This window comes from Streptomyces sp. W16 (assembly GCF_033194735.1).
Taxonomy (GTDB): domain Bacteria; phylum Actinomycetota; class Actinomycetes; order Streptomycetales; family Streptomycetaceae; genus Streptomyces.
In genome coordinates, this window is record NZ_JAWOAI010000162.1 from 1 (window position 1) to 18,878 (window position 18,878).

The following is an 18,878-nucleotide window of genomic DNA, read 5'->3' on the forward strand; positions in this document are numbered from 1 at the left end:
AGGGCGCCCCGGACCGCGGCGGCACCCTGCGCATCGCCCGGCCGCCCGCCTCCGACGCCGAGACCCTCGACCCCGCGAGCTCCCTGTCCGCGTACGAATACCTGGGCGCCCTCTACAACCGGCTCGTCCGCATCGGCACGAACGGCGAGCTGGCCCCCGACCTCGCCGAGTCCTGGGAGCCCGACGCCAAGGCCAGCACCTGGACCTTCCGCCTCCGCGAGGGCGTCACCTTCCACAACGGCCGCGCCTTCACCTCCGCCGACGCCGCCTACACCCTGCGCCACATCCTCGACAAGGCGACGGCGTCCCCGCAGGCCGCGGTCCTCGCCCCGCTCATCGACCCGGCGAAGCTGGGCACGCCCGACGCCCACACCCTGGTCGTCCCGCTGAAGAGCCCGAACGCCGAGTTCCCCAGCCTGCTGACGCACTACAACTGCTACGTCATCCCCGACGGCAGCGCGAAGTCCGTCGGCCGCACCGGCATCGGCACCGGCCCCTTCAAGCTGGAGTCGTTCGCACCGGCGGGCCCCGGCCGCATCACCGCGTACACGGACCACTGGGCGGGCCGCCCCGTCCTCGACGCGATCGCCTTCTACTCGGTCGCCGACATGTCGGCCCGCTCAAACGCCTTGCTCGCAGGGCAAGTCGACCTGCTCTCCCAGACCAACCTCGACTTCGCGACGGCCCGCGTGGTCGCCGCCTCCGACCGCGCCACCATCGCCCGCGTGAAGAACGCCCAGTGGTACGTCCTCCCGATGCTCACCACCGAGAAGCCCTTCACCGACGTCCGCGTCCGCCAGGCGATGAAGCTCGCCTACGACCCCGAGCACGTCGTGCAGGTAGCCCTCCAGGGCGCGGGCACCGCCGGCTGGGACAACCCCGTACCGCCGAGCGACCCCGCACACATCTCCGCGCACCCGAAGCACGACCCGGAAAAGGCGAAGTACCTGCTCAAGCAGGCGGGCCACGAGGGCCTGGCCATGGACCTCTACACCTCCGCCTACGACCCGCTGTTCACGCCGATGGCGCTCGCCTACCAGGACTCGGCGAAACGGGCCGGCATCCGGATCAAGGTCAAGACGGCCTCCGCGGACTCCTACTACACGCAGATCTGGATGAAGAAGCCGCTGATGGCCACCTACTGGTTCACGGGCCGGCCCGTCGACCAGCTCTTCACCCAGATCTTCCGCAGCGGCTCCTCCTACAACGAGACCGCCTGGTCCGACAAGGAATTCGACGCGGTGCTCGACCGGGCGCGCGCCGAGCTCGACGACACCAAGCGGCGCGAACTCTACGGCGAGGCACAGACGTTGGTGATCGAGAGAGGCGGGGCGATGACCCCGATGTTCGCCGACCGGCTCGTCGGCATCTCCCGCAAAGTACGCGGATACGCCGAGCACGGCTTCGAGTTCGACTACCTGGGCATCGGCCTGAAGGGAGCCTGACCATGCTCTCCTTCATAACCCGCCGTATCGCGGCGGCCGTTGGCACCCTCTTCCTCTCCTCCGTCCTCGTCTTCCTCGCCGTCCAGGCCCTGCCCGGCGATGTCGCCACGCAGATCCTCGGCAAGGACGCGACCCCGGACGCGGTGGCCGCCCTGCGCGAGAAGCTGAAGCTCGACCGGCCGGCCTGGGAGCGGTACTGGGACTGGGTCCGGGGCGCCCTCCACGGCGACTTCGGCACCTCCCTCGTCTCCGGCAAGGCCGTCGGCGGCGAAGTGTCCATGTATCTCGCCAACTCCGCGCTGATCGCCCTCGTCACAGTCCTCTTCGCGGTCACCGGATCGATCGTCCTCGGCATCCTCGCCGGCCTGTACCGCGACCGCTGGCCCGACCACGTCATCTCCACCGTCAGCCTCGTCGGCATGAGCGTCCCCGAGTTCGTCGTCGCGACCGTCCTCGTCCTGTGCTTCTCGGTCGCACTCCCGTGGTTCCCCGCGGTCGTCCTCTACGGCCCCGACGCCAGCGTCTCCCAACTCCTGCCCGCCGTATGGCTTCCCGCCCTCGCCCTTGCAGTGGTGATGGCCGCGTACATCGTCCGCATGGCCCGTACCTCGGTCATCGACGTTATGGCCACCGAGTACGTCACGACAGCTCGCCTCAAGGGCCTGTCCACCTGGCGGGTCGTCACTCGACACGCCCTGCCGAGCGCCCTGTTGCCCACGCTGCACGTCATCGCGCTCAACGTCGCCTGGCTGGTCGGCGGGGTCGCGGTGGTCGAGAACGTCTTCAACTACCCGGGCATCGGCAAGCTGATGCTCTCCTCGGTGCAGAACCGCGACCTGCCCACCATCCAGGCCATCGCCCTCATCAGCGCGGTCGTCTACGTCGTCTGCAACCTCGCGGCCGACCTCGCCACCATGGCCCTCAACCCGAGGCTCCGCACCCGAGGGAGGACCCGATGACCACGCTCGACACCGTCCCGCCGACCACCGTACGAGGCGCCCGCACCGTCCGCGCCTGGCGCACCGTGAGCAGTTCCCGCACGGCACTCGTCGGCCTCGCGATCGTCGCCGTACACGTCCTGATCGCGCTGCTCGCACCCCTCCTCACCTCCTACGACCCGATCGCCAACGACGCCAACCACGCCCTCCTCGGGTCGAGTTGGAGCCACTGGGCCGGAACCGACCAGTACGGCCGGGACGTCCTCGCCCGCGTCCTCTACGGCGGCCGGTACGCGCTCGGCATCTCCGTCACCGCGACCCTGATCACCGTCGCCCTCGGCACGGTCATCGGATGTGCGGCGGCACTGCGCGGCGGCTGGTTCGACGACGTACTGGGCCGGGTCCTGGACGCGATCCTGTCCATCCCCTCGGTCCTCGCACTGCTCGTCGTAGTGACCGCCCTCGGCACCGGCCCGTCGGTCATCGTCCTCGCCGTCGCGGTCACCTACGTCCCGCAGGTCGTCCGCGTCGTACGCGGCGCCGCCCTCGCGGTCGTCCCCGCCGACTACGTCACCGCGGCCCGCGCCCGCGGTGAGAGCACCTGGTCGATCCTGCGCCGGGAGATCCTGCCGAACATCACGGACGTGGTGTGCGTGGAGTTCGCGATGCGGGCCTCCTGGGTCGTCCTGCTGATCTCCTCGCTGTCCTTCCTCGGCTTCGGCGCCGACCCGCCGACTCCCGACTGGGGACTGATGGTTGCCGAGAACCGCACCGCCATCACCGTCGTCCCGATGGCGAGCATCGCGCCCATCATCGCCCTGGCCACCCTCGTGGTCGGGCTCAACCTCGCGGCCGACGGCCTGTCCAAGGCGTGGGGCGTCGACCGGATCAGGGAGGGCTCCTGATGGCCTCGATCATTTCCGTCAACTCCCTGTCCGTGGCCTACCGTTCGGGCGGCCGTGACGTGCCCGTCGTGCACGAGGTGTCCCTGGACGTCGCCGAGGGGCAGACCCACGCGCTCGTCGGCGAGTCCGGCAGCGGCAAGTCGACCGTCGCCGCGACCCTGCTCGGGCATCTGCGACACGGGTCGCGGATCACCGGCGGGTCCGTCGAGGTGGCCGGCGCCGATGTATTCGCCCTGCCCGCACGGGAGTTGCGGCAGCTGCGCGGCGGCACGGTCGCGATGGTCGGCCAGAACGCCGGCCACGCCCTCACCCCCTCCATGCGCATCGGCCGGCAGATCGCGGAGGCCGGCGGGGAGGTCCCCGTCGTGGAACTCCTCGAACAGGTCCGGCTGCCGCACCCCGCCGACCTGGCCCGGCGCTATCCGCACGAGCTCTCCGGCGGCCAGCAGCAACGCGTCGCCATCGCGATGGCCATCGCGGCCCGCCCCAAGGTCCTGGTCCTCGACGAACCGACCACCGGCCTGGACGTCATCACCCAGCGCAGCGTCCTCGACCTGATCGCCGCCCTGCGCGACGAACTCGGCCTGGCCGCCGTGCTGGTGAGCCACGACCTCGGGGTCGTCGCGCACATGGCCGACGAGGTGACCGTCCTGAGGTCGGGCCGGGTGGTGGAATCGGCGTCCATCCGGCAGCTCTTCGCCCAGCCCCAGGACCCGTACACCAAGCGCCTGTTGGCGAGTGTGCCGCGCCTCGACGACGCAGGGCTCGCGGTCGTCGGCGAGGCGGGGGAGCGGGAGGTCAGGCCCCGGGCCGAGGTCCCCGACGACGCACCCGTCGCCGTGTCCGCGCAGGACATCACCATCGACTACGGCAGCACCCGTGCCGTGCACGGCGTCTCCTTCGACGTCCGGCGTGGCGAAGTCCTCGCCCTCGTGGGCGAGTCGGGCAGCGGCAAGTCCACCCTCGCCTGGAGCCTGGCCGGGCTGCGCACCCCGTCCGGCGGCACGATGCGACACGAGGACGGCGACCTGGCCCGGCCGGCGCAGCAACGCCCGCTGTCCCTGCGGCGCCGCGTGCAGCTCGTCTTCCAGAACGCGGACACCTCACTCAACCCCCGCCGCTCGGTGGGCGACGCGGTCCGTCACCCCCTGCGCTTCTTCGGCACGGCGGCAGACCGCACGGAGGCGACGGAGCGGGCCCGTCAACTCATCGCCGACGTACGCCTCGACCCGGCCCTCGCGGACCGCCTGCCCGCCCAGCTCTCCGGCGGCCAGCGTCAACGCATCGGTATCGCAAGGGCGTTGGCGGGTGAGCCGGACGTCCTCATCGCCGACGAGATCACCACCGCCCTCGACGTCTCCGTCCAGGCCGATGTGCTCCGCCTCCTCGACGACCTGCGCCGCGAACGCGACCTGGCCTGCCTGTTCATCAGCCACGACCTGGCCGTCGTACGGGGCATCGCCGACCGGGTCGTCGTCCTGCGCCACGGAGTCGTCGTGGAGGAGGGCCCGACGGAGACGGTCTTCGCCGACCCCCAACACCCCTACACCCGCCAGCTGATGGCCGCCGCCCTCGAACCCGACCCCGACGCGCTGCCCTACGTCGACGACACCGCCGACTGGGCCGACGCGGCGGAGGGGGACGACATCTGGACCGACCACGGCACCGACGGCCATCGCGTCCGACGCTGGCGCCCCCTCAACGCCCCCGTGGCAGAAGGAGCTTTGTGAAGTACCGCGAGCAGTTCGACCGCCAGGTGGTCCGTGAGGACGTCTGGATCCCCACCCGGGACGGAAGGACCCGGTTGCACGCCCGTATCTGGCGGCCGGTCGACGCCGACTCTGACCCCGTACCCGCGCTGCTCGAATACCTCCCGTACCGCAAGACCGACTGGACCGCGCCCCGCGACGCCCAACGTCACCCCTGGTACGCCGGACACGGTTACGCCTCCGTCCGCGTCGACATCCGCGGCCACGGCGACAGCGAGGGCCTGCCCGGCGACGAGTACGACGCGCAGGAACTCGCGGACGGCGTCGACGTCGTCAACTGGCTTGCCGCACAGGCCTGGTGCACCGGCAAGGTCGGTATGTTCGGCATCTCTTGGGGCGGCTTCAACTCCCTCCAGATCGCCGCCCTCGCGCCGAAGCCGTTGAAGGCGATCGTCACCGTCTGCTCCACCGACGACCGCTACGACAACGACGTCCACTACATGGGCGGCGCCGTCCTAGGCATCGACATGCTCGCCTGGGCCGGCACCATGCTCGCCTTCGCCGCCCGCCCGCCGGACCCGGCGAACGTGGGCGCGGACCGCTGGCTGCCGATGTGGCGCGAACGCCTCGACGCCCTCGAACCCTTCCTGCACACCTGGCTCGATCATCAACAGCGCGACGACTACTGGAAGCACGGCAGCGTCTGCGAGGACTACACCGCGATCGACGCGGCCGTCCTCGCGGTCGGCGGCTGGAACGACCCGTACCGGGACACCGTGCTGCGGCTCGTCGAGCACCTGCCCGGGGATCGCGTCCGGGGCATCGTCGGCCCCTGGTCGCACCAGTACCCCGACCGCGGCCTGCCGCCCGGCCCCGCGATCGGCTTCCTCCAGGAGACCCTGCGCTGGTGGGACCAGCACCTCAAGGGCATCGACACGGGAGCGATGGGGGAGCCCCTGCTGCGGGCCTGGATCACCGACCCGGTCCCGCCGGCGACGTCGTACGACGTGCTGCCCGGCCGTTGGGTGGGCGACGCCAAGTGGCCGAGCCCCACGGTCAGTTGGGACTCGCGACCGCTCGGCGCGAGCGGTGACCCCGTCCTCGTGCGCTCCCCGCAGCACACCGGCCTCGACGCCGGGCGCTTCTTCCCCTTCGGGAACGCGAGCGACCTGCCGCCGGACCAGCGCGAGGAGGACGGCCGTTCGGTGTGCTTCGACTCCGAACCGCTCACCGAACGCGTCGAGATCCTCGGCCGCCCGCGCGTCCGGCTCCGCCTCGACAGCGCCACCCCGCGCGCCCACGTCATCGCCCGCCTGTGCGACGTGGCCCCCGACGGCTCGTCCACCCTCGTCACCCGTGGCGTGCTCAACCTGCTGAGCAGACACGGCCGGGACCGGGCCGTCGAGTGGACACCGGGGACCTACGAGGACGTCGAGTTCGAGCTGACCGGCATCGGCTACGCGATCCCGCCCGGGCATCGGATCAGGGTCGCCGTCTCCGACACCTACTGGCCGTGGGTGTGGCCGCACGGCGAGCGCGGCGAACTCCGGGTCGTACCGGCCGAGAGCGCCGTACTGCTGCCGCTGCGGGAGGCAGGGGACGAGCCGACGATCCGCTTCGAGGAGCCCGAGCAGGCTACCCCGCTCGACGTGACCTACGACCGGCCCGCCGAGCCGACCCCCGAACGGCTGGTCACCCACGACGTGGCCAAGGGGGAGTGGACGCTGGAGGTCGACCCCAACTACGGGGGATCACGGACGTATCCGGACGGGCTGCGCTACGAGGAGAGCGCGCGGGAGACGTACCGCATCCGCGGTGACGACCCGCTGTCCGCGCACGCCGTGTCGGAGTGGCGCATCCGGTTGCGGCGCGGGGACGGCCACGACGCTGAGATCATGGCGCGGACGGAGCTGCGCGCCACGGCCGCGGACTTCGTCATGGACAGTCGCGTCGAAGCACGGGCGAACGGAGAGACAGTGGCCGAGCGAGCATGGCACCGCACCACCCCGAGGACGTCGGGATGACGGCCGCCAAGCCCTCGCAGGCCGCCAAGCCTCCGCAGGTCGAGAAGTCCCCGAAGTCCCCGCGCCGGGCCGTCGCCGCCGCCGACCGCACCAGGCAGCCCACCGAGGTGCGCCGCCGGCTCATCGTCGAGGCGGCCGTCCCGCTGATAGCGGAACGCGGCTACGCCTCGGTCGGCGTGCGGGACGTGGCAGCCGCCGCCGGAGTCTCCGTCGGTACCGTCACCTACCACTTCGGCAGTGTGCAGGAGATCCTCTCCGAGGCGATGGTCCTGCACATCGAGCGCTACTACGCCGAGTTGGACGAGGCCGCCGAGCAGGCGACCAGCGGTGCGGAGGCGTTGCGGCTGCTGGTCGACGCGCTGTTCACCGAGGACACCGACCGGCACTGGCGGATGTGGTTCGACTACTGGAACGCGGGCGAGCAGGGCACCGACGAGGCCTTCAGCGGCGGCCAGGCCCGGCGCTACGAGAGCTGGCACCAGCAGATCCGCGCCCTGGCCGAACGGGGCGTCGCCGACGGCGAGTTCGGCTCCGACGACCTCGACGGCTTCACGGTCCGCTTCGCCGCCCTCGCCGACGGCCTCGCCCTGCAACGACTGCGCCAGGCACCCCCGTTGAGCACCGAGGACGCCCGCAGGCACCTCAACCGGCTGATCGAGACCGAGCTCGGTCGCCGATCACCCGGGTGATCTCCCGGGCGATGCGCAGGATGCCGGGGGAGCGGACCGGACACGGCCGGGGCGTCGATGTCGTCGGCGCCAGGCAGAAGTGCAGGTAGTCGTCGTCCCGGTGCAGGGCCGTACGGCCGTTGCCCGGCTGGGTGCAGTAGTCGGGGTGGGCGCGTTCGTAGGCGGTGCACGGGAGGTACTGGGTCCAGGTGTAGCGGGCGCCGGCCGGGCTCACGGTCCGGCCGGCGTCGGCGACGACGTCACCCGCGGACCCGGCCGACGTCTCGTAGAGCGCGTTCACCGCCCGGACGCGTTCGGGGGTGATCGGGTCGGGGCCCTGCAACACCCAGACGACGGTGGGCCGTTGGTCGCCCCCGGCGGTCGCGATCTGCGCGATGAGCTTCCTGAGGTCGGCCGCGTACCGCTTCAGATAGGTCTGCCGGTCGGCGTCGTAGGTGATCCCGTCCATACAGGGCGTGTAGCCCCACGCGTTGCCCCAGAACTGCAGCACCACGAAGTCCGGGTGCAGCGCGCGCACCAGCGCCGCCGCCTTGTCACCGTCCGGCACCAGCGAACTCGCCCCGGTGCCCTCCAGGTAGTCGCACAGCGTGGTCCCCGAGTACGGGGCACTCGTGTACGTCGCGTCCAGCGTGCCGCGGAGTTCCTGCCCGAGCACCCGCTGACTCTCCATCGCGAGGGAGTCCCCCAGATACAGCACACCGGGCGCCGACTTCACCTGGGCGCTCGGCCAAACCGACGGCTGCTGCCGGGTGGTGGCGGCCGGCACGGAAGGGACGGGTGGCGCGGCCTGGGGTCCGGACGCCGGGTCCGTGCACGCGCCGAGCAGCACTCCGGCCAGCAGCACACCCACGATCCACGGCTTCCGCATACGGCGACTCCCGCCCCGGGCACCGGAAAACGGCTCCCCAGGCAAGCACAGCCGGGGCGAAGGGGGAAGACGCCCGGCTACTCCAGGCGTTCCAGCAGGTCGAACAGATCGGTCAGCGGGAGCGGCTTGGCGAGATGGGCGTCGAAGCCGGCCGTCCGGGACAGCGAGCGGTCGATGCCCTGGCTGAAGCCGGAGACCGCGATCAGGCGCGGCCGGTCACCGTGCGGCCGGGCGCGTACCGTACGGGCCACCGTGTAGCCGTCGGTGTCGGGCAGGCCCAGGTCGCACAGCACCACGTCGAAGACGTCGGACTCGGTCGCCGTGAGCGCGTCGGCGCCGGTGTGCACGGCGGTGACCTGGTGGCCCTGGCGTTCCAGGAGGGTGCGGTAGGTCGCGGCGAGGTCGGTGTTGTCCTCCACGATCAGGATGGCCAGCCGGCGCGGTGAGTGAGGGGGCGCGGACGGTCGTACCGGTTCCGGAGCCGCCTGGTCGGCCCGCGGCAGGAGCACCGTGAACGTCGCTCCCTTCCCCGGCCCTTCGCTGTCGGCGCCGATCCGGCCGCCGTGCAGCTCGACCACCGTCCGGGCGACCGCGAGTCCCAGACCGAGCCCCTCGGGTGTGTTGGGGCCCGCCGGGGCCACCCGCACGAACACCCCGAACAGGTCTTCCGCCCGGGCGGGTTGGAAGCCTATGCCGTCGTCCCGCACGGTCAGCCGGGCCTGTTGGTCCTCGACCGTGAGCCGGACCTCCGTACGGCCGCCGGGCGGGGTGTACTTGAGCGCGTTCGACAGCAGGTTCGTCAGCACCTGCGCCAGCCGCAGCCGGTCCCCGTCGATCACAACGGGCCTGTCGGGCAAGGTGACTTGGAGCACGCGCTCCCCGTGCCCGAACAGGCTCCGGATGTCGGCGCAGGCGCCCTCGACCACGGACCGCACGTCGACCCGCTCGGACACCAGCTCAAGGCGGCCGGTCAACGCCCGTGTCCCGTCCAGGAGATCGTTGCTCATCCGCACCAGCGTGCCCAACTGCCGCTCCAGGACGGCCAGCGCGGGACGGCCGCCGTCCGGCAGGTCCAGCGCGAGCAGTTCGACGGCCGCGCAGGCGGCGGCGAGCGGGTTGCGCAGCTCGTGCGAGAGCGTCGCGATGAACCGGTCCTTGGCCCGCTGCTCCTCCCTCAACTGCCGTCCAGCCGCGTCGAGTTCGGCATTGGCGCGGCTCAGCTGCTCGTTGACCTCGCGGATCTCCCGGGCTCGGACGAACAGGTCGATCTCCATGCCCTCGGCCCGCATCTGCGCCTCGGCGGCGGCCCGCTCCTGCTCCCGGCCGACCCGGCGCAGATGCACGAAGTCCGTGACGTCCTCCACCCGGTGGATGATGTGGGTGACCCGTCCTTCGGCGTCCAGGACAGGGGAGTTGACGGGACTCCAGTACCGCTCGGCGAAACCGCCCGCCTCGCCGGTCGGGATGTCGTAGCGCTGCAAGGCCATGATGTCCTTGCGGCCGGTGGCCACCACCGACTCCAACGAGCGGCGCAGATTGGCGACCCCGTCGGCCGAGGGGTCGTCCGGGTTGTCGGGGAAGACGTCGAAGATCCGCCGCCCGACGATCGTGCGCTCCGTACGGGTGGCCGCGAGATACGCGCGGTTGACCTCGACGATGGTGAAGTCGGGGCCGAGCACCAGCAGCGGGGACAGCGACGAGTCGAAGAGCAGCCGGAAGTCCGGGGCGGCGAGGGGAGGCATGGCGGCTCTCAGAGGTCTCGGGGTGTCAGGGGTCGAGGCGGTAGCCGTAGCCGCGGACCGTGGTGATCCGGGGTGCGGGCGCGGGGAGCGCCGCGAGCTTGCCGCGCAGGCGGTACACGTGCTCGATCACGGTCGCGGGCTGCTGCCAGGCCGCGCCCCAGATCCGCTCCAGCACCTGCTCGGTGGAGAAGACCCGGCCGGGCGCCTCGCCGAGCATCTCCAGCAGGGCGTACTCCTTGGGCCGCAGGGTCAGGAGGACGCCGTCGGCGGACGCCTGGCGGGCGGCCGTGTCGATCCGCAGCGCGCCGACCTGGATCACCGCCGGGGTCTCCGGTGGCTGCGACCTGCGCAGTACCGCCCTGATCCGGGCCACCAACTCCCGCTGGGAGAAGGGCTTGACGAGGTAGTCGTCGGCGCCGATCTCCAGGCCCGCGACCCGGTCGGCCTCCGCGCCCCGCCCGGTGACCACGATGACCGGAAGCCGGCTGGTGGAGCGGAGTGCCCGCAGCAGTTCCAGACCGCTGCCGTCCGGCAGTCCCAGATCGAGTACGGCGAGATCGACGCGGCTCTCATGGAGCACGGACTTGCCGGCGCGGGCGTCCATGGCCCAGGTGACGGTGAATCCCTCGTGCTCCAGGTAGGAACGGCACATCAGTGCGAAATCGGGTTCGTCCTCGATCAGTGCCAGGTGTGGACGCATCCCGCATCACCCGGCCCGACCTCGGCCCGCTCGTTGTGTCGCTGATGAGCGGGCGTTGATGCCCCGACCATGTGGCGAAGGTAGAACAGTAGGCACCCACGGTTCAAGGGGGAGCCGCTCGGGGGGAGTTCCGGTGCGGGCTCGTGCGGTGCGGGGATGCCGAAGCCGCCGCACGAACCCGCGCCGGAACGCGCGCCCGCGCGCGACAGGCACGGAACGGGGACGGAACACCTTGCACGAGAACAGCCTGGAGCCGGTGACCGCGCCGGCCTGGCCGGCACCCGGCGACCACGCCCTGCTGGGCGCCCGGGACGGTCTGCTGGTCGTCGACCTGCACGGCGACATCGATCTGGCGACCGCTACCCCGCTGCGCGAGTGGCTGGACTCCGTGGTCGCCCTGCGCGCGCCCGCCTACGTCGTCGATCTGCGGCGCACCACCTTCATCGACTCCACCGGACTCAATCTGGTGCTGCGTTTCCGCCGCCGGGTGCGGGAGCACGAGGCGGGCTTCGCCGTGGTGTGCGCCCCGCGCACCGTGCGCCTGTTGCGGGCGCACGGCACGCTGGACGTACTCGATCCGGCGCCCGGCCTTCCGGAGGCGGCCTCCAGGATCGCCGGGCGCTGAGACATCGGACCCGTTCGGCCGCGATCAGCAGATAGTGGAAGCTGCCGCTGCGGTAGGCCTGGCGTCCGCCGCGGCGCGGCAGCCGGCTTCGTGCCCGCACCCCGGCGTGCGCGCCGCGCAGGCGCGGTAGTCGACGATTCCGGCGTTCGACGCGCGCCTCGCTCCCCGGGTGACTAGCGTGAGAATTCGGACAACCCGACCTACCGGAGAGGGCCGCAGCCATGGCCGTACCACCTGAGGGAACCCCCTGTTGGGCCGACGCGATGTTCAGCGACGTCGAGGGAGCCAAGAGTTTCTACGGCGACGTCCTCGGCTGGACCTTCGGCGAGTCGTCGTCGGAGTACGGCAACTACACGCAGGCCTACGTCGACGGAAAGGCCGTGGCGGCCGTCGTACCGCCGATGCCCGGCCAGGAGGGCCAGTCGCAGTGGTGCCTCTACCTCGCGTCACCGGATGCGGCGGCCACCGCGGCGAAGATCCGGGAGAACGGCGGCACGGTGCTGATGGAGCCGATGCAGGTCGGCGAGTTCGGCACGATGTGCCTGGCCAGTGAACCCAGCGGCGCAGTCTTCGGCGTCTGGCAGGGCGGCACCCACGAGGGCTTCGAGGCGTCGGGCGTACCCGGCGCGTACGCCTGGGCCGAGGTCTTCACCCGCGAGCCGGAGAAGGCGGACGGGTTCTTCGCGGAGGTCTTCTCCTACGCGGGGAAGCAGATGGACGACGCAGCCGTCGACTACCGCGTCTACAACGTCGGAGAGAACACGGTCATCGGCCGGATGAAGATGGGCGACGAGTTCCCGCCCGAGGTGCCGTCGTACGTCAACGTCTACTTCGCCGTCGACAACTGCGACGACGCCGTCGCCAAAGCCACCAAACTCGGCGGCATCGTCCGCTTCGGTCCCATGGACAGCCCCTTCGGGCGGTTCGCGGCGCTGAGCGACCCGCAGGGCGCCTCGTTCTCGGTGATCGACATGACCACGACGCAGGGAGAGATGCCGTCGATGACGGACGTCTAGGCGAGCAGGTCGTACGTCATCGGCCGTCTGCCGCCCACCAGGCGGGCGCGCAGGCGACGGCCGCGTCGACCATGTCGTCCTTCGTGACGGACGGGTCCTTCAGCCACGCCCTGATGGCTCCCGCGAAACCGTGTGCCATGAACTGCGCGATCATCCGACGGTTGGCGTCGGGCAGCCCCGGGTGGTCGCCGTCGGCCATGAAGGTCAGGGCGTAGTCGCTGAAGTGGCGCACGAGCGCGTCGTAGACGCCGCTGTCGGCGGGGTCGTCGAGGGCGTGCCGGTAGACGGCCAGGTACCGCTCGACATGGTCGCCGACCTCTGCCGTGGACATGCGCAGCAGTTCGTGGGCCGAGTACTCGCCCTTCGCGCGGCACTCGGCCTCGCGGTGATGGCCGCGCTCCAGGTCGTCGTAGAGCACCTGGATGAGCAGGTCCAGCGGGGAGCTGTAGCGGTTGTAGAACGTGGCCCGGGTGACCCCGGCGCGGTCGGCCAGTTCACCGACGGTGATCCGGGAGACGGGCCGTCGGCCGGCCAGGTCGACGATGGCCTCCTCGAAGGCACGGGTCGTACGGGTGATACGTGGATCGATCCGCTGGTTCAGCGCTCCGCCCTCCTGGGGTACACGTTGCACTCTGCCATGACGAGTGATTTTATACACATGTCAAATAGTGTGGCGAAAGGAACGGTCATGACCTCGCACACCGCGATCTCCCCCCAGGAAGCCGCCGACCGACTGGCCATCCGCGAGCTGATCGACTCCTACGCGCACTGCGCGGACCGACGGGACGCCAAGGGACAGATGGCCCTGTTCACCGAGGACACCCGCTTCCTGGTGTTCATGGACGCCAAGTCGGCCGAACCGACGCAGACCCTGCACGGGCGCGAGTCCCTGGCCCCGGTCTTCGACAACCTCAACGTCTACCAGGCGACCACGCACTTCAACGGCCAGAGCACCGTCTCCCTGGACGGCGACAGGGCGACCGGCGAGAGCTACTGCATCGCCCACCACATCGCTGTCGACGAGTCCGGGCAGCGCACGCTCATGATCGCGTCCATCCGCTACCTCGACGAGTTCACCAAGCAGGACGGCGACTGGTACTTCGCCGAGCGCCGGCTGATGGTCGACTGGACCGAGACCCGCCCCTCGACGCCCTGACACGGGTGCGGGGTCACGCGGCGACCTCCTCCGCGTGTGCCACGCGGTTGGCCACGGCGTATCCCCAGGGGATGCCGAGCAGCAGGACCAGCAGCAGGCCGAGGACGAGGGGAGCGGGGCGTGCGGCGCCCACTCCCAGACACAGGACGGCCATGGCGACGCAGGTGCGGGCCAGGGGCCGGTAGAGCTCCAGGTTCTCGTTCCAGGCGCGCAGGGATGCCGCGACCACCATCGTCGCGCAGAGCACGACGGCGGTACCCCCACAGAGCACCCAGGCCGTGGCGGCCGGGGTCCGGCTGTCGTGGGCGTGCTCGACCAGGCCCACCATCGCGGCGCCCATGGCGGCCACCGCGGCCGTGAGTGGCAGGTGGATCATCATCCACTGCAGGGCACTCGCCCGCGTGGGCCTCGGCAGCCGGTGTCCGGCGAAGTCGAAGTAGGTCCACCAGCCGCCGAAGCCGACGACGACGGCGACGAGTCCGACGGCGAGGGTGAGCGCGTTGGTCGGCTCGTGGGCCAGTCCGTCGACCACCCCGGTCACGTTCTCGCCGAGCACGATGATGATGAACAACCCGAACCGTTCGGCGATCGCGTCGGTCACGCTGAGCGCGACCACCTCTGCCGGAATGGCCCTCGCGATCACGAACACGAACCCCGCGAGGTAGACGACGGCCAGCACACCCCACGTCAGCACGCGGGCGTCGGCGGGCAGCGCGGCGCTCGCCGCCAGCACGACCGCGCAGGCGGCGGTCCCCGTCACGAACAGGATGCTGGGGCGCCGGAACTCGGGGGTGTCACTGCGTGAGGCGAGCAGCCACAACACCGCCAGGACCGCGAACAGGACCCCCGCGTCCACGGCGAACGCGGCTCCGCGCGCGTCACCCGCCTCGGGGATGAACGCCCCCAGCGGGACGAGCACCAGGATCTGCAGCAGGAACATGCTCCGGCCGCGGGCGTCCTCGTGCCCGTGCAGTTCGTGGTGGAGGCTGCCGTTGAACCAGCCGATCCACACCAGCGCGAACACCGCGGCGAACAGGCCGAGGCCGTGCCAGTCGAGCTCCCCGGACAAGTGGTGGGCGGCCTGGGCCACCAGCACGACCACGACCAGGTCGTAGAAGAGTTCGAGCGGCCCGACCACCCGCTCGCGGGGCTGCTCCCCGTGGGGGCGCGGAGGCCGCCACAACTGACGGCGCAGCCGGGCCCACTGCTCTTGTCGCGAGGTCATGCGCGCAGCGTAGAGGGCCAGGGCCTCTCCGGCGGATCATGCCGCAGACGCGGGGCGTGGCACGCGCTCCCCCACTGCCTTAAGGGCGTGGGGGGACCCCCAGCGGCGTTGTCGTCGGTCGCCGATTCCCCCACGCTCGAACAACCTCGCGCGGGGGACCCCCATCGCGTCGCCGCCCTCCTCCGCCTTGCAGCTGCACGCACCACGCCCCGCTCACCGGCGCTGCTGGATTTCTGCGACTTGATCCGCCGGACAGGCCCTAGCGGCCGAGATCTTCGGATACGGTCCACAGCCGGGCCGCGTTCTCCCGGTCCAGGGCGTACGGCGCGACGCCGGCGACGGCACCGGCCCGCTGGGTGACCGGCTCGGAGCGGGCGCAGTCCTCGAAGTAGCCGCCGGTGACGCCCTCGACGGTCGGTGAGGCGGCCAGCAGTACCGAGGTCGCCGCGCCCTGTTCCACCGTCTTCTGCGGTGGCAGCGCGAGTTCGCCGGAGGCCATGAAGGCGGCCACCTGGTCCATGTCCATGTGCCGGGCCAGGGACGTGTCCGCGATGTTGCCGGGCATCAGCGCGTTCGCGGTGATGCCGTCGTCGGCCCAGCGCTCGGCGGCACCGACGGCAAACAGGGCGTTGGCCGTCTTCGACTGCCCGTACGAGGTCCAGGGGTCGTAGGGGCGGAAGCGGTAGTCCAGGTCGTCGAAGACGACCGGCGAGAAGAGGTGGCCGATGGAACTCACCGACATGACCCGCGCGCCGTCCGCCGCGGCGAGCGCCGGGTGGAGGCCGGTGGCGAGGGCGAAGTGGCCCAGGTGGTTGACACCGAACTGCCATTCCCGGCCCTCTGGCGTGCGGGTCAGCTCCGGCGTGGCCATCACTCCGGCGTTGTTGACCAGGATGTGCAACGGGCCCTGCCAGGCCGCCACGAACGCGGAGATCGTCGACCGGTCGGCGAGGTCGAGTCGTCCCACCGCCAACTGCCCCGACCCCGGCGGCAGTTCCTTCTCCAGGCGCTCCGCCACCCGGGCACCCGCGTCGGTGTTCCGCACGGCCAGCGTGACATCGGCACCCGCCGCGGCGAGCGCCCGGGCCGTCTCCACCCCGATCCCGGAACTGGCCCCGGTCACCACGGCCCGGCGGCCGTGCAGGTCGACGCCGTCGATCACTTCGGCGGCGGTTGTGTCCGCACTGAACATCTGGCACCCCAAAGGTGGGTTATTTGACACCTGTATATTAGCACTCGCCATGTGAACCGCCTGTTCGAAGCGGTCTGGCCTGTCCGGGGCGGCGCGGAGCCGGTCGCGCGGTCATGGCATGATCGGGCGCATGCGTGAACGTGTGGTGGCCGCGTGCGACGGGGCTTCGAAGGGAAATCCCGGGCCCGCGGCCTGGGCCTGGGTCGTCTCGGACGACAAGGAGAGCCCGGCCCGCTGGGAGGCGGGACCGCTCGGCAGGGCCACCAACAACGTCGCCGAACTCACCGCGCTGGAGCGCCTGTTGACGGCGACCGCACCGGACGTACCGCTGGAGATCCGGATGGACTCGCAGTACGCCATGAAGGCGGTCACCACCTGGCTGCCCGGCTGGAAGCGCAACGGCTGGAAGACCTCCGGCGGCAAGCCCGTCGCCAACCAGGAACTGGTCGTCCGCATCGACGAGCTGCTCGACGGCCGCTCGGTCGAGTTCCGCTACGTCCCCGCCCACCAGGTCGACGGCGACCCGCTGAACGACTTCGCCGACCGCGCCGCCAGCCAGGCCGCCGTCGTCCAGGAGGCGGCGGGCAGCGAGCTCGGTTCCCCGGAGCCGCCCCCCTCGCCCGACACCCCGAAGAAGTCGGCCCGGCCGGCCGGTGCCAAGTCGGCCCGGAAGGGCGCGAGTTCGTCCTCCCGCACCATCAAGGCGAAGTTCCCCGGCCGCTGCCTGTGCGGACGCGCCTACGCGGTCGGCGAGCCCATCAGCAAGAACGCCCAGGGCTGGGGCCACCCGGAGTGCCGTACCGAAAAAGTGGACTAGACATTTATGGACTAGACAATTACGTCCGCCACCGCATTAACGGCTGTGCGTCGCCTGGGAATTCGGCATCGCAAAGGTCGGACTCAATGGCCGGACCGGTCTCGGCGGATAGGGCCGCGCCGAGACCGTCCGAGGTCGCGACTACTCAATTGTCATATGCCGCGACGCGTTCATATCTCCAAACTCGCCTCAAGGCGCTTCAGGTTGTGCCTCGCCAGCGCCAGATTGCTGCGCTCCCGATCCAGCGCCAGATACAGGAAGAGCGAACCGCGCGAGCTCGCCAGCGGCCTGATCAGGTGGTACTGCTTCCCGAGGGTGATCAGGATGTCCTCGATACGGTCATCCACGTTGATGGACTTCAGCGTGCGCTGCTTCGCCCGCACGACCTCGGTGTTGCCCGCCCCCGCGACCTCCAGGTCCAGATGCGGCCCACCGCCCAACGCCCCCAGCGTCATGCCGCTCTCGTAGTCGACAAGGGACACCCCCAGGGCCCCGTCGATGGTCATCGCTTCCTTGAGTGTCGTCTCAATGTTCACGTGGTGCCTCGTTTCCCTCACGACCCGGCAAGACAACGGATCTCGCCATGAAAACGGCCTCAATGCGAACCGTGCGGGTAACAGACAACACCATCTTTGGTCAGTGTTGCGATAGTTGGCAAACAAAGTAGTCTGCTCGTCTGAGTGACTGAAGGGGGGGGCCTTTGTCATCACTCGACGCCGCACTGGGCCGTGCCCTGACCGCGCCCGGTATCAGCGGAGCCATGCTGCTCGATGCCGTCACAGGCCTCTCCTACGCGGAGTCGGGTGATGTGAGTGGCAGTCAGGATTCCTGCGAAATAGCGGAGATCGCCCGCACCCGCCTCAACCGGGCCGGTGCGCCGGGGGAGTTGGAGAACGTCATCGTGACCACCTCCACCCGCCATCTCGTGACGCTCCAACTCCCGCGGCGGGGCGACCCCTTGCTGCTGTGCGCGACCGTCGACCGCGAGCGCACCAACCTCACCTGGGCGCTGCGCGAACTGCACCGGCACGCCGACGAGTTGCTGGCATGACGCAGGCCGGCACCGAGGAGCCGCTCGCCGACTCGCGCAACGTTCCCGCGCTGTTGTCGGCCCTTCGGGACCGGGCGCGTTCCTGCACCGTGCTCGTCACCGGCACCCCGGGCGGCTCGATCCATGTGCGTGACGGGCTGGTGGTGGCCATGGAGACGCCCGGCGCACCGGGCATCGAGGGCCTGCTGCTCAGATCGGGCCGGATCAGCGAGGAGGCGTGGACGGAGGTCCGGGCCTCCGACACCACCCACGAACACCTCGCCGCCGAACTCGTGGAGCGCGGACTCGTCGGCGCCGGCGAGCTCGAAGTCATCAGCCTGAGCGCGCTGTTCGACGCCGCCTTCGCGCTGTCCCTCGCCGTACCCGACGCCTGGGAGGTCGCCGAACCCGTACCGGCGCTCCACCGCAACGTCGGCGTCACCCCCGAGCGACTTCTCGGCGAGGTGTCCCGGCGGGTCAACCTGCTTGCCGGGGAACCCGGTTCGGTCGCCGCCCTCGCCCGCACCCGCGTCCGGTCGGTGTCCGACGCGGGTCTCCCCGGGACCGCCGGCAGGCTCCCCGCCCGGCACCGGGAGGTCCTGGCCCACGCGGACGGACGCGGCACGGCGAGGGACATCGCCTTCGCTCTCGGCCGAGGTCTCTTCGCCGTCATGATGGACCTGCGGCACCTGCTGGACCGCGGTCTCGTCCAACCGCACACACCCTCGTCGGACAACAGGCCCAGCACGGCGGCCCGCGGCGCCCCCTTCGCCCCGCCGTCCTCCGCGCCCTCCGCC

At 70.9% G+C, this 18,878-nt stretch carries 19 protein-coding genes; 12 read left to right on the forward strand and 7 right to left on the reverse strand.

What is annotated here, in order from left to right:
• The 6 genes from R6V09_RS22215 to R6V09_RS22240 form a co-directional block, all read left to right on the forward strand.
• On the forward strand, positions 1–1,445 hold a 1,445-nt coding region (locus R6V09_RS22215; protein WP_317883181.1), incomplete at its 5' end, for an ABC transporter substrate-binding protein.
• Positions 1,446–1,447: 2 nt separating this feature from the next.
• Positions 1,448–2,404 (forward strand): ABC transporter permease, encoded by a 957-nt coding sequence (locus R6V09_RS22220; RefSeq protein ID WP_317883182.1) that lies wholly within the window; start codon positions 1,448–1,450, stop codon positions 2,402–2,404.
• Entirely contained in the window at positions 2,401–3,288 is an 888-nt protein-coding gene (locus tag R6V09_RS22225) for an ABC transporter permease (protein WP_317883183.1), read from the forward strand. The genes R6V09_RS22220 and R6V09_RS22225 overlap by 4 nt, the downstream gene beginning before the upstream one ends.
• Positions 3,288–5,018 carry an ABC transporter ATP-binding protein gene (locus R6V09_RS22230; protein ID WP_317883184.1) on the forward strand — a complete coding sequence of 577 codons (1,731 nt, stop codon included), beginning with the start codon at positions 3,288–3,290 and terminating at the stop codon, positions 5,016–5,018. The genes R6V09_RS22225 and R6V09_RS22230 overlap by 1 nt, the downstream gene beginning before the upstream one ends.
• Positions 5,015–7,021 carry a CocE/NonD family hydrolase gene (locus tag R6V09_RS22235; RefSeq protein ID WP_317883185.1) on the forward strand — a complete coding sequence of 669 codons (2,007 nt, stop codon included), beginning with the start codon at positions 5,015–5,017 and terminating at the stop codon, positions 7,019–7,021. Before R6V09_RS22230 ends, R6V09_RS22235 begins: the two co-directional genes overlap by 4 nt.
• Entirely contained in the window at positions 7,018–7,710 is a 693-nt protein-coding gene (locus R6V09_RS22240) for a TetR/AcrR family transcriptional regulator (protein WP_317883186.1), read from the forward strand. Before R6V09_RS22235 ends, R6V09_RS22240 begins: the two co-directional genes overlap by 4 nt.
• Here R6V09_RS22240 and R6V09_RS22245 read toward each other — a convergent pair.
• The 3 genes from R6V09_RS22245 to R6V09_RS22255 form a co-directional block, all read right to left on the reverse strand.
• Positions 7,664–8,578, reverse strand: coding sequence for an SGNH/GDSL hydrolase family protein (locus R6V09_RS22245; RefSeq protein WP_317883187.1), 915 nt, complete (start codon positions 8,576–8,578; stop codon positions 7,664–7,666). The two genes, R6V09_RS22240 and R6V09_RS22245, sit on opposite strands and share 47 nt — an antisense overlap.
• A 77-nt stretch (positions 8,579–8,655) precedes the next feature.
• Positions 8,656–10,320, reverse strand: coding sequence for a hybrid sensor histidine kinase/response regulator (locus R6V09_RS22250; RefSeq protein ID WP_317883188.1), 1,665 nt, complete (start codon positions 10,318–10,320; stop codon positions 8,656–8,658).
• Positions 10,321–10,345: 25 nt separating this feature from the next.
• A complete protein-coding gene (locus R6V09_RS22255; RefSeq protein WP_317883189.1) occupies positions 10,346–11,020 on the reverse strand; it encodes a response regulator transcription factor in 675 nt (224 codons plus the stop codon).
• Between the two features lie 232 nt (positions 11,021–11,252).
• Here R6V09_RS22255 and R6V09_RS22260 point away from each other — a divergent pair, with 232 nt between their 5' ends.
• Positions 11,253–11,645: an STAS domain-containing protein gene (locus R6V09_RS22260; protein ID WP_317883190.1), complete on the forward strand. Its 393-nt coding sequence runs from the start codon at positions 11,253–11,255 to the stop codon at positions 11,643–11,645.
• Between the two features lie 221 nt (positions 11,646–11,866).
• Positions 11,867–12,661, forward strand: a complete 795-nt coding sequence (locus tag R6V09_RS22265; protein ID WP_317883191.1) for a VOC family protein — start codon at positions 11,867–11,869, stop codon at positions 12,659–12,661.
• Positions 12,662–12,677: 16 nt separating this feature from the next.
• On the opposite strand, the gene R6V09_RS22270 is transcribed toward R6V09_RS22265, so the two are convergent.
• Complete coding sequence (locus tag R6V09_RS22270) at positions 12,678–13,292, reverse strand: TetR/AcrR family transcriptional regulator (protein ID WP_317883192.1); 615 nt, start codon at positions 13,290–13,292, stop codon at positions 12,678–12,680.
• 57 nt (positions 13,293–13,349) lie between these two features.
• Here R6V09_RS22270 and R6V09_RS22275 point away from each other — a divergent pair, with 57 nt between their 5' ends.
• Entirely contained in the window at positions 13,350–13,817 is a 468-nt protein-coding gene (locus R6V09_RS22275; protein WP_317883193.1) for a nuclear transport factor 2 family protein, read from the forward strand.
• 13 nt (positions 13,818–13,830) lie between these two features.
• On the opposite strand, the gene R6V09_RS22280 is transcribed toward R6V09_RS22275, so the two are convergent.
• Both R6V09_RS22280 and R6V09_RS22285 read right to left on the reverse strand, forming a co-directional pair.
• Positions 13,831–15,042: a low temperature requirement protein A gene (locus R6V09_RS22280; RefSeq protein ID WP_317883194.1), complete on the reverse strand. Its 1,212-nt coding sequence runs from the start codon at positions 15,040–15,042 to the stop codon at positions 13,831–13,833.
• 259 nt (positions 15,043–15,301) lie between these two features.
• Positions 15,302–16,234, reverse strand: a complete 933-nt coding sequence (locus R6V09_RS22285) for an SDR family NAD(P)-dependent oxidoreductase (protein WP_317883195.1) — start codon at positions 16,232–16,234, stop codon at positions 15,302–15,304.
• Positions 16,235–16,352: 118 nt separating this feature from the next.
• Between R6V09_RS22285 and R6V09_RS22290 the strand changes: the two genes are divergently transcribed.
• Entirely contained in the window at positions 16,353–17,051 is a 699-nt protein-coding gene (locus R6V09_RS22290; RefSeq protein WP_317883196.1) for a ribonuclease H family protein, read from the forward strand.
• A 170-nt stretch (positions 17,052–17,221) separates the two neighbouring features.
• Here R6V09_RS22290 and R6V09_RS22295 read toward each other — a convergent pair whose 3' ends face one another.
• Entirely contained in the window at positions 17,222–17,587 is a 366-nt protein-coding gene (locus R6V09_RS22295; protein WP_317883197.1) for a hypothetical protein, read from the reverse strand.
• Between the two features lie 164 nt (positions 17,588–17,751).
• Between R6V09_RS22295 and R6V09_RS22300 the strand changes: the two genes are divergently transcribed.
• A complete protein-coding gene (locus R6V09_RS22300) occupies positions 17,752–18,102 on the forward strand; it encodes a hypothetical protein (RefSeq protein WP_317883198.1) in 351 nt (116 codons plus the stop codon).
• A partial coding sequence (locus R6V09_RS22305; RefSeq protein ID WP_317883199.1) for a hypothetical protein occupies positions 18,099–18,878 on the forward strand: 780 nt, incomplete at its 3' end. The genes R6V09_RS22300 and R6V09_RS22305, both read left to right, overlap by 4 nt.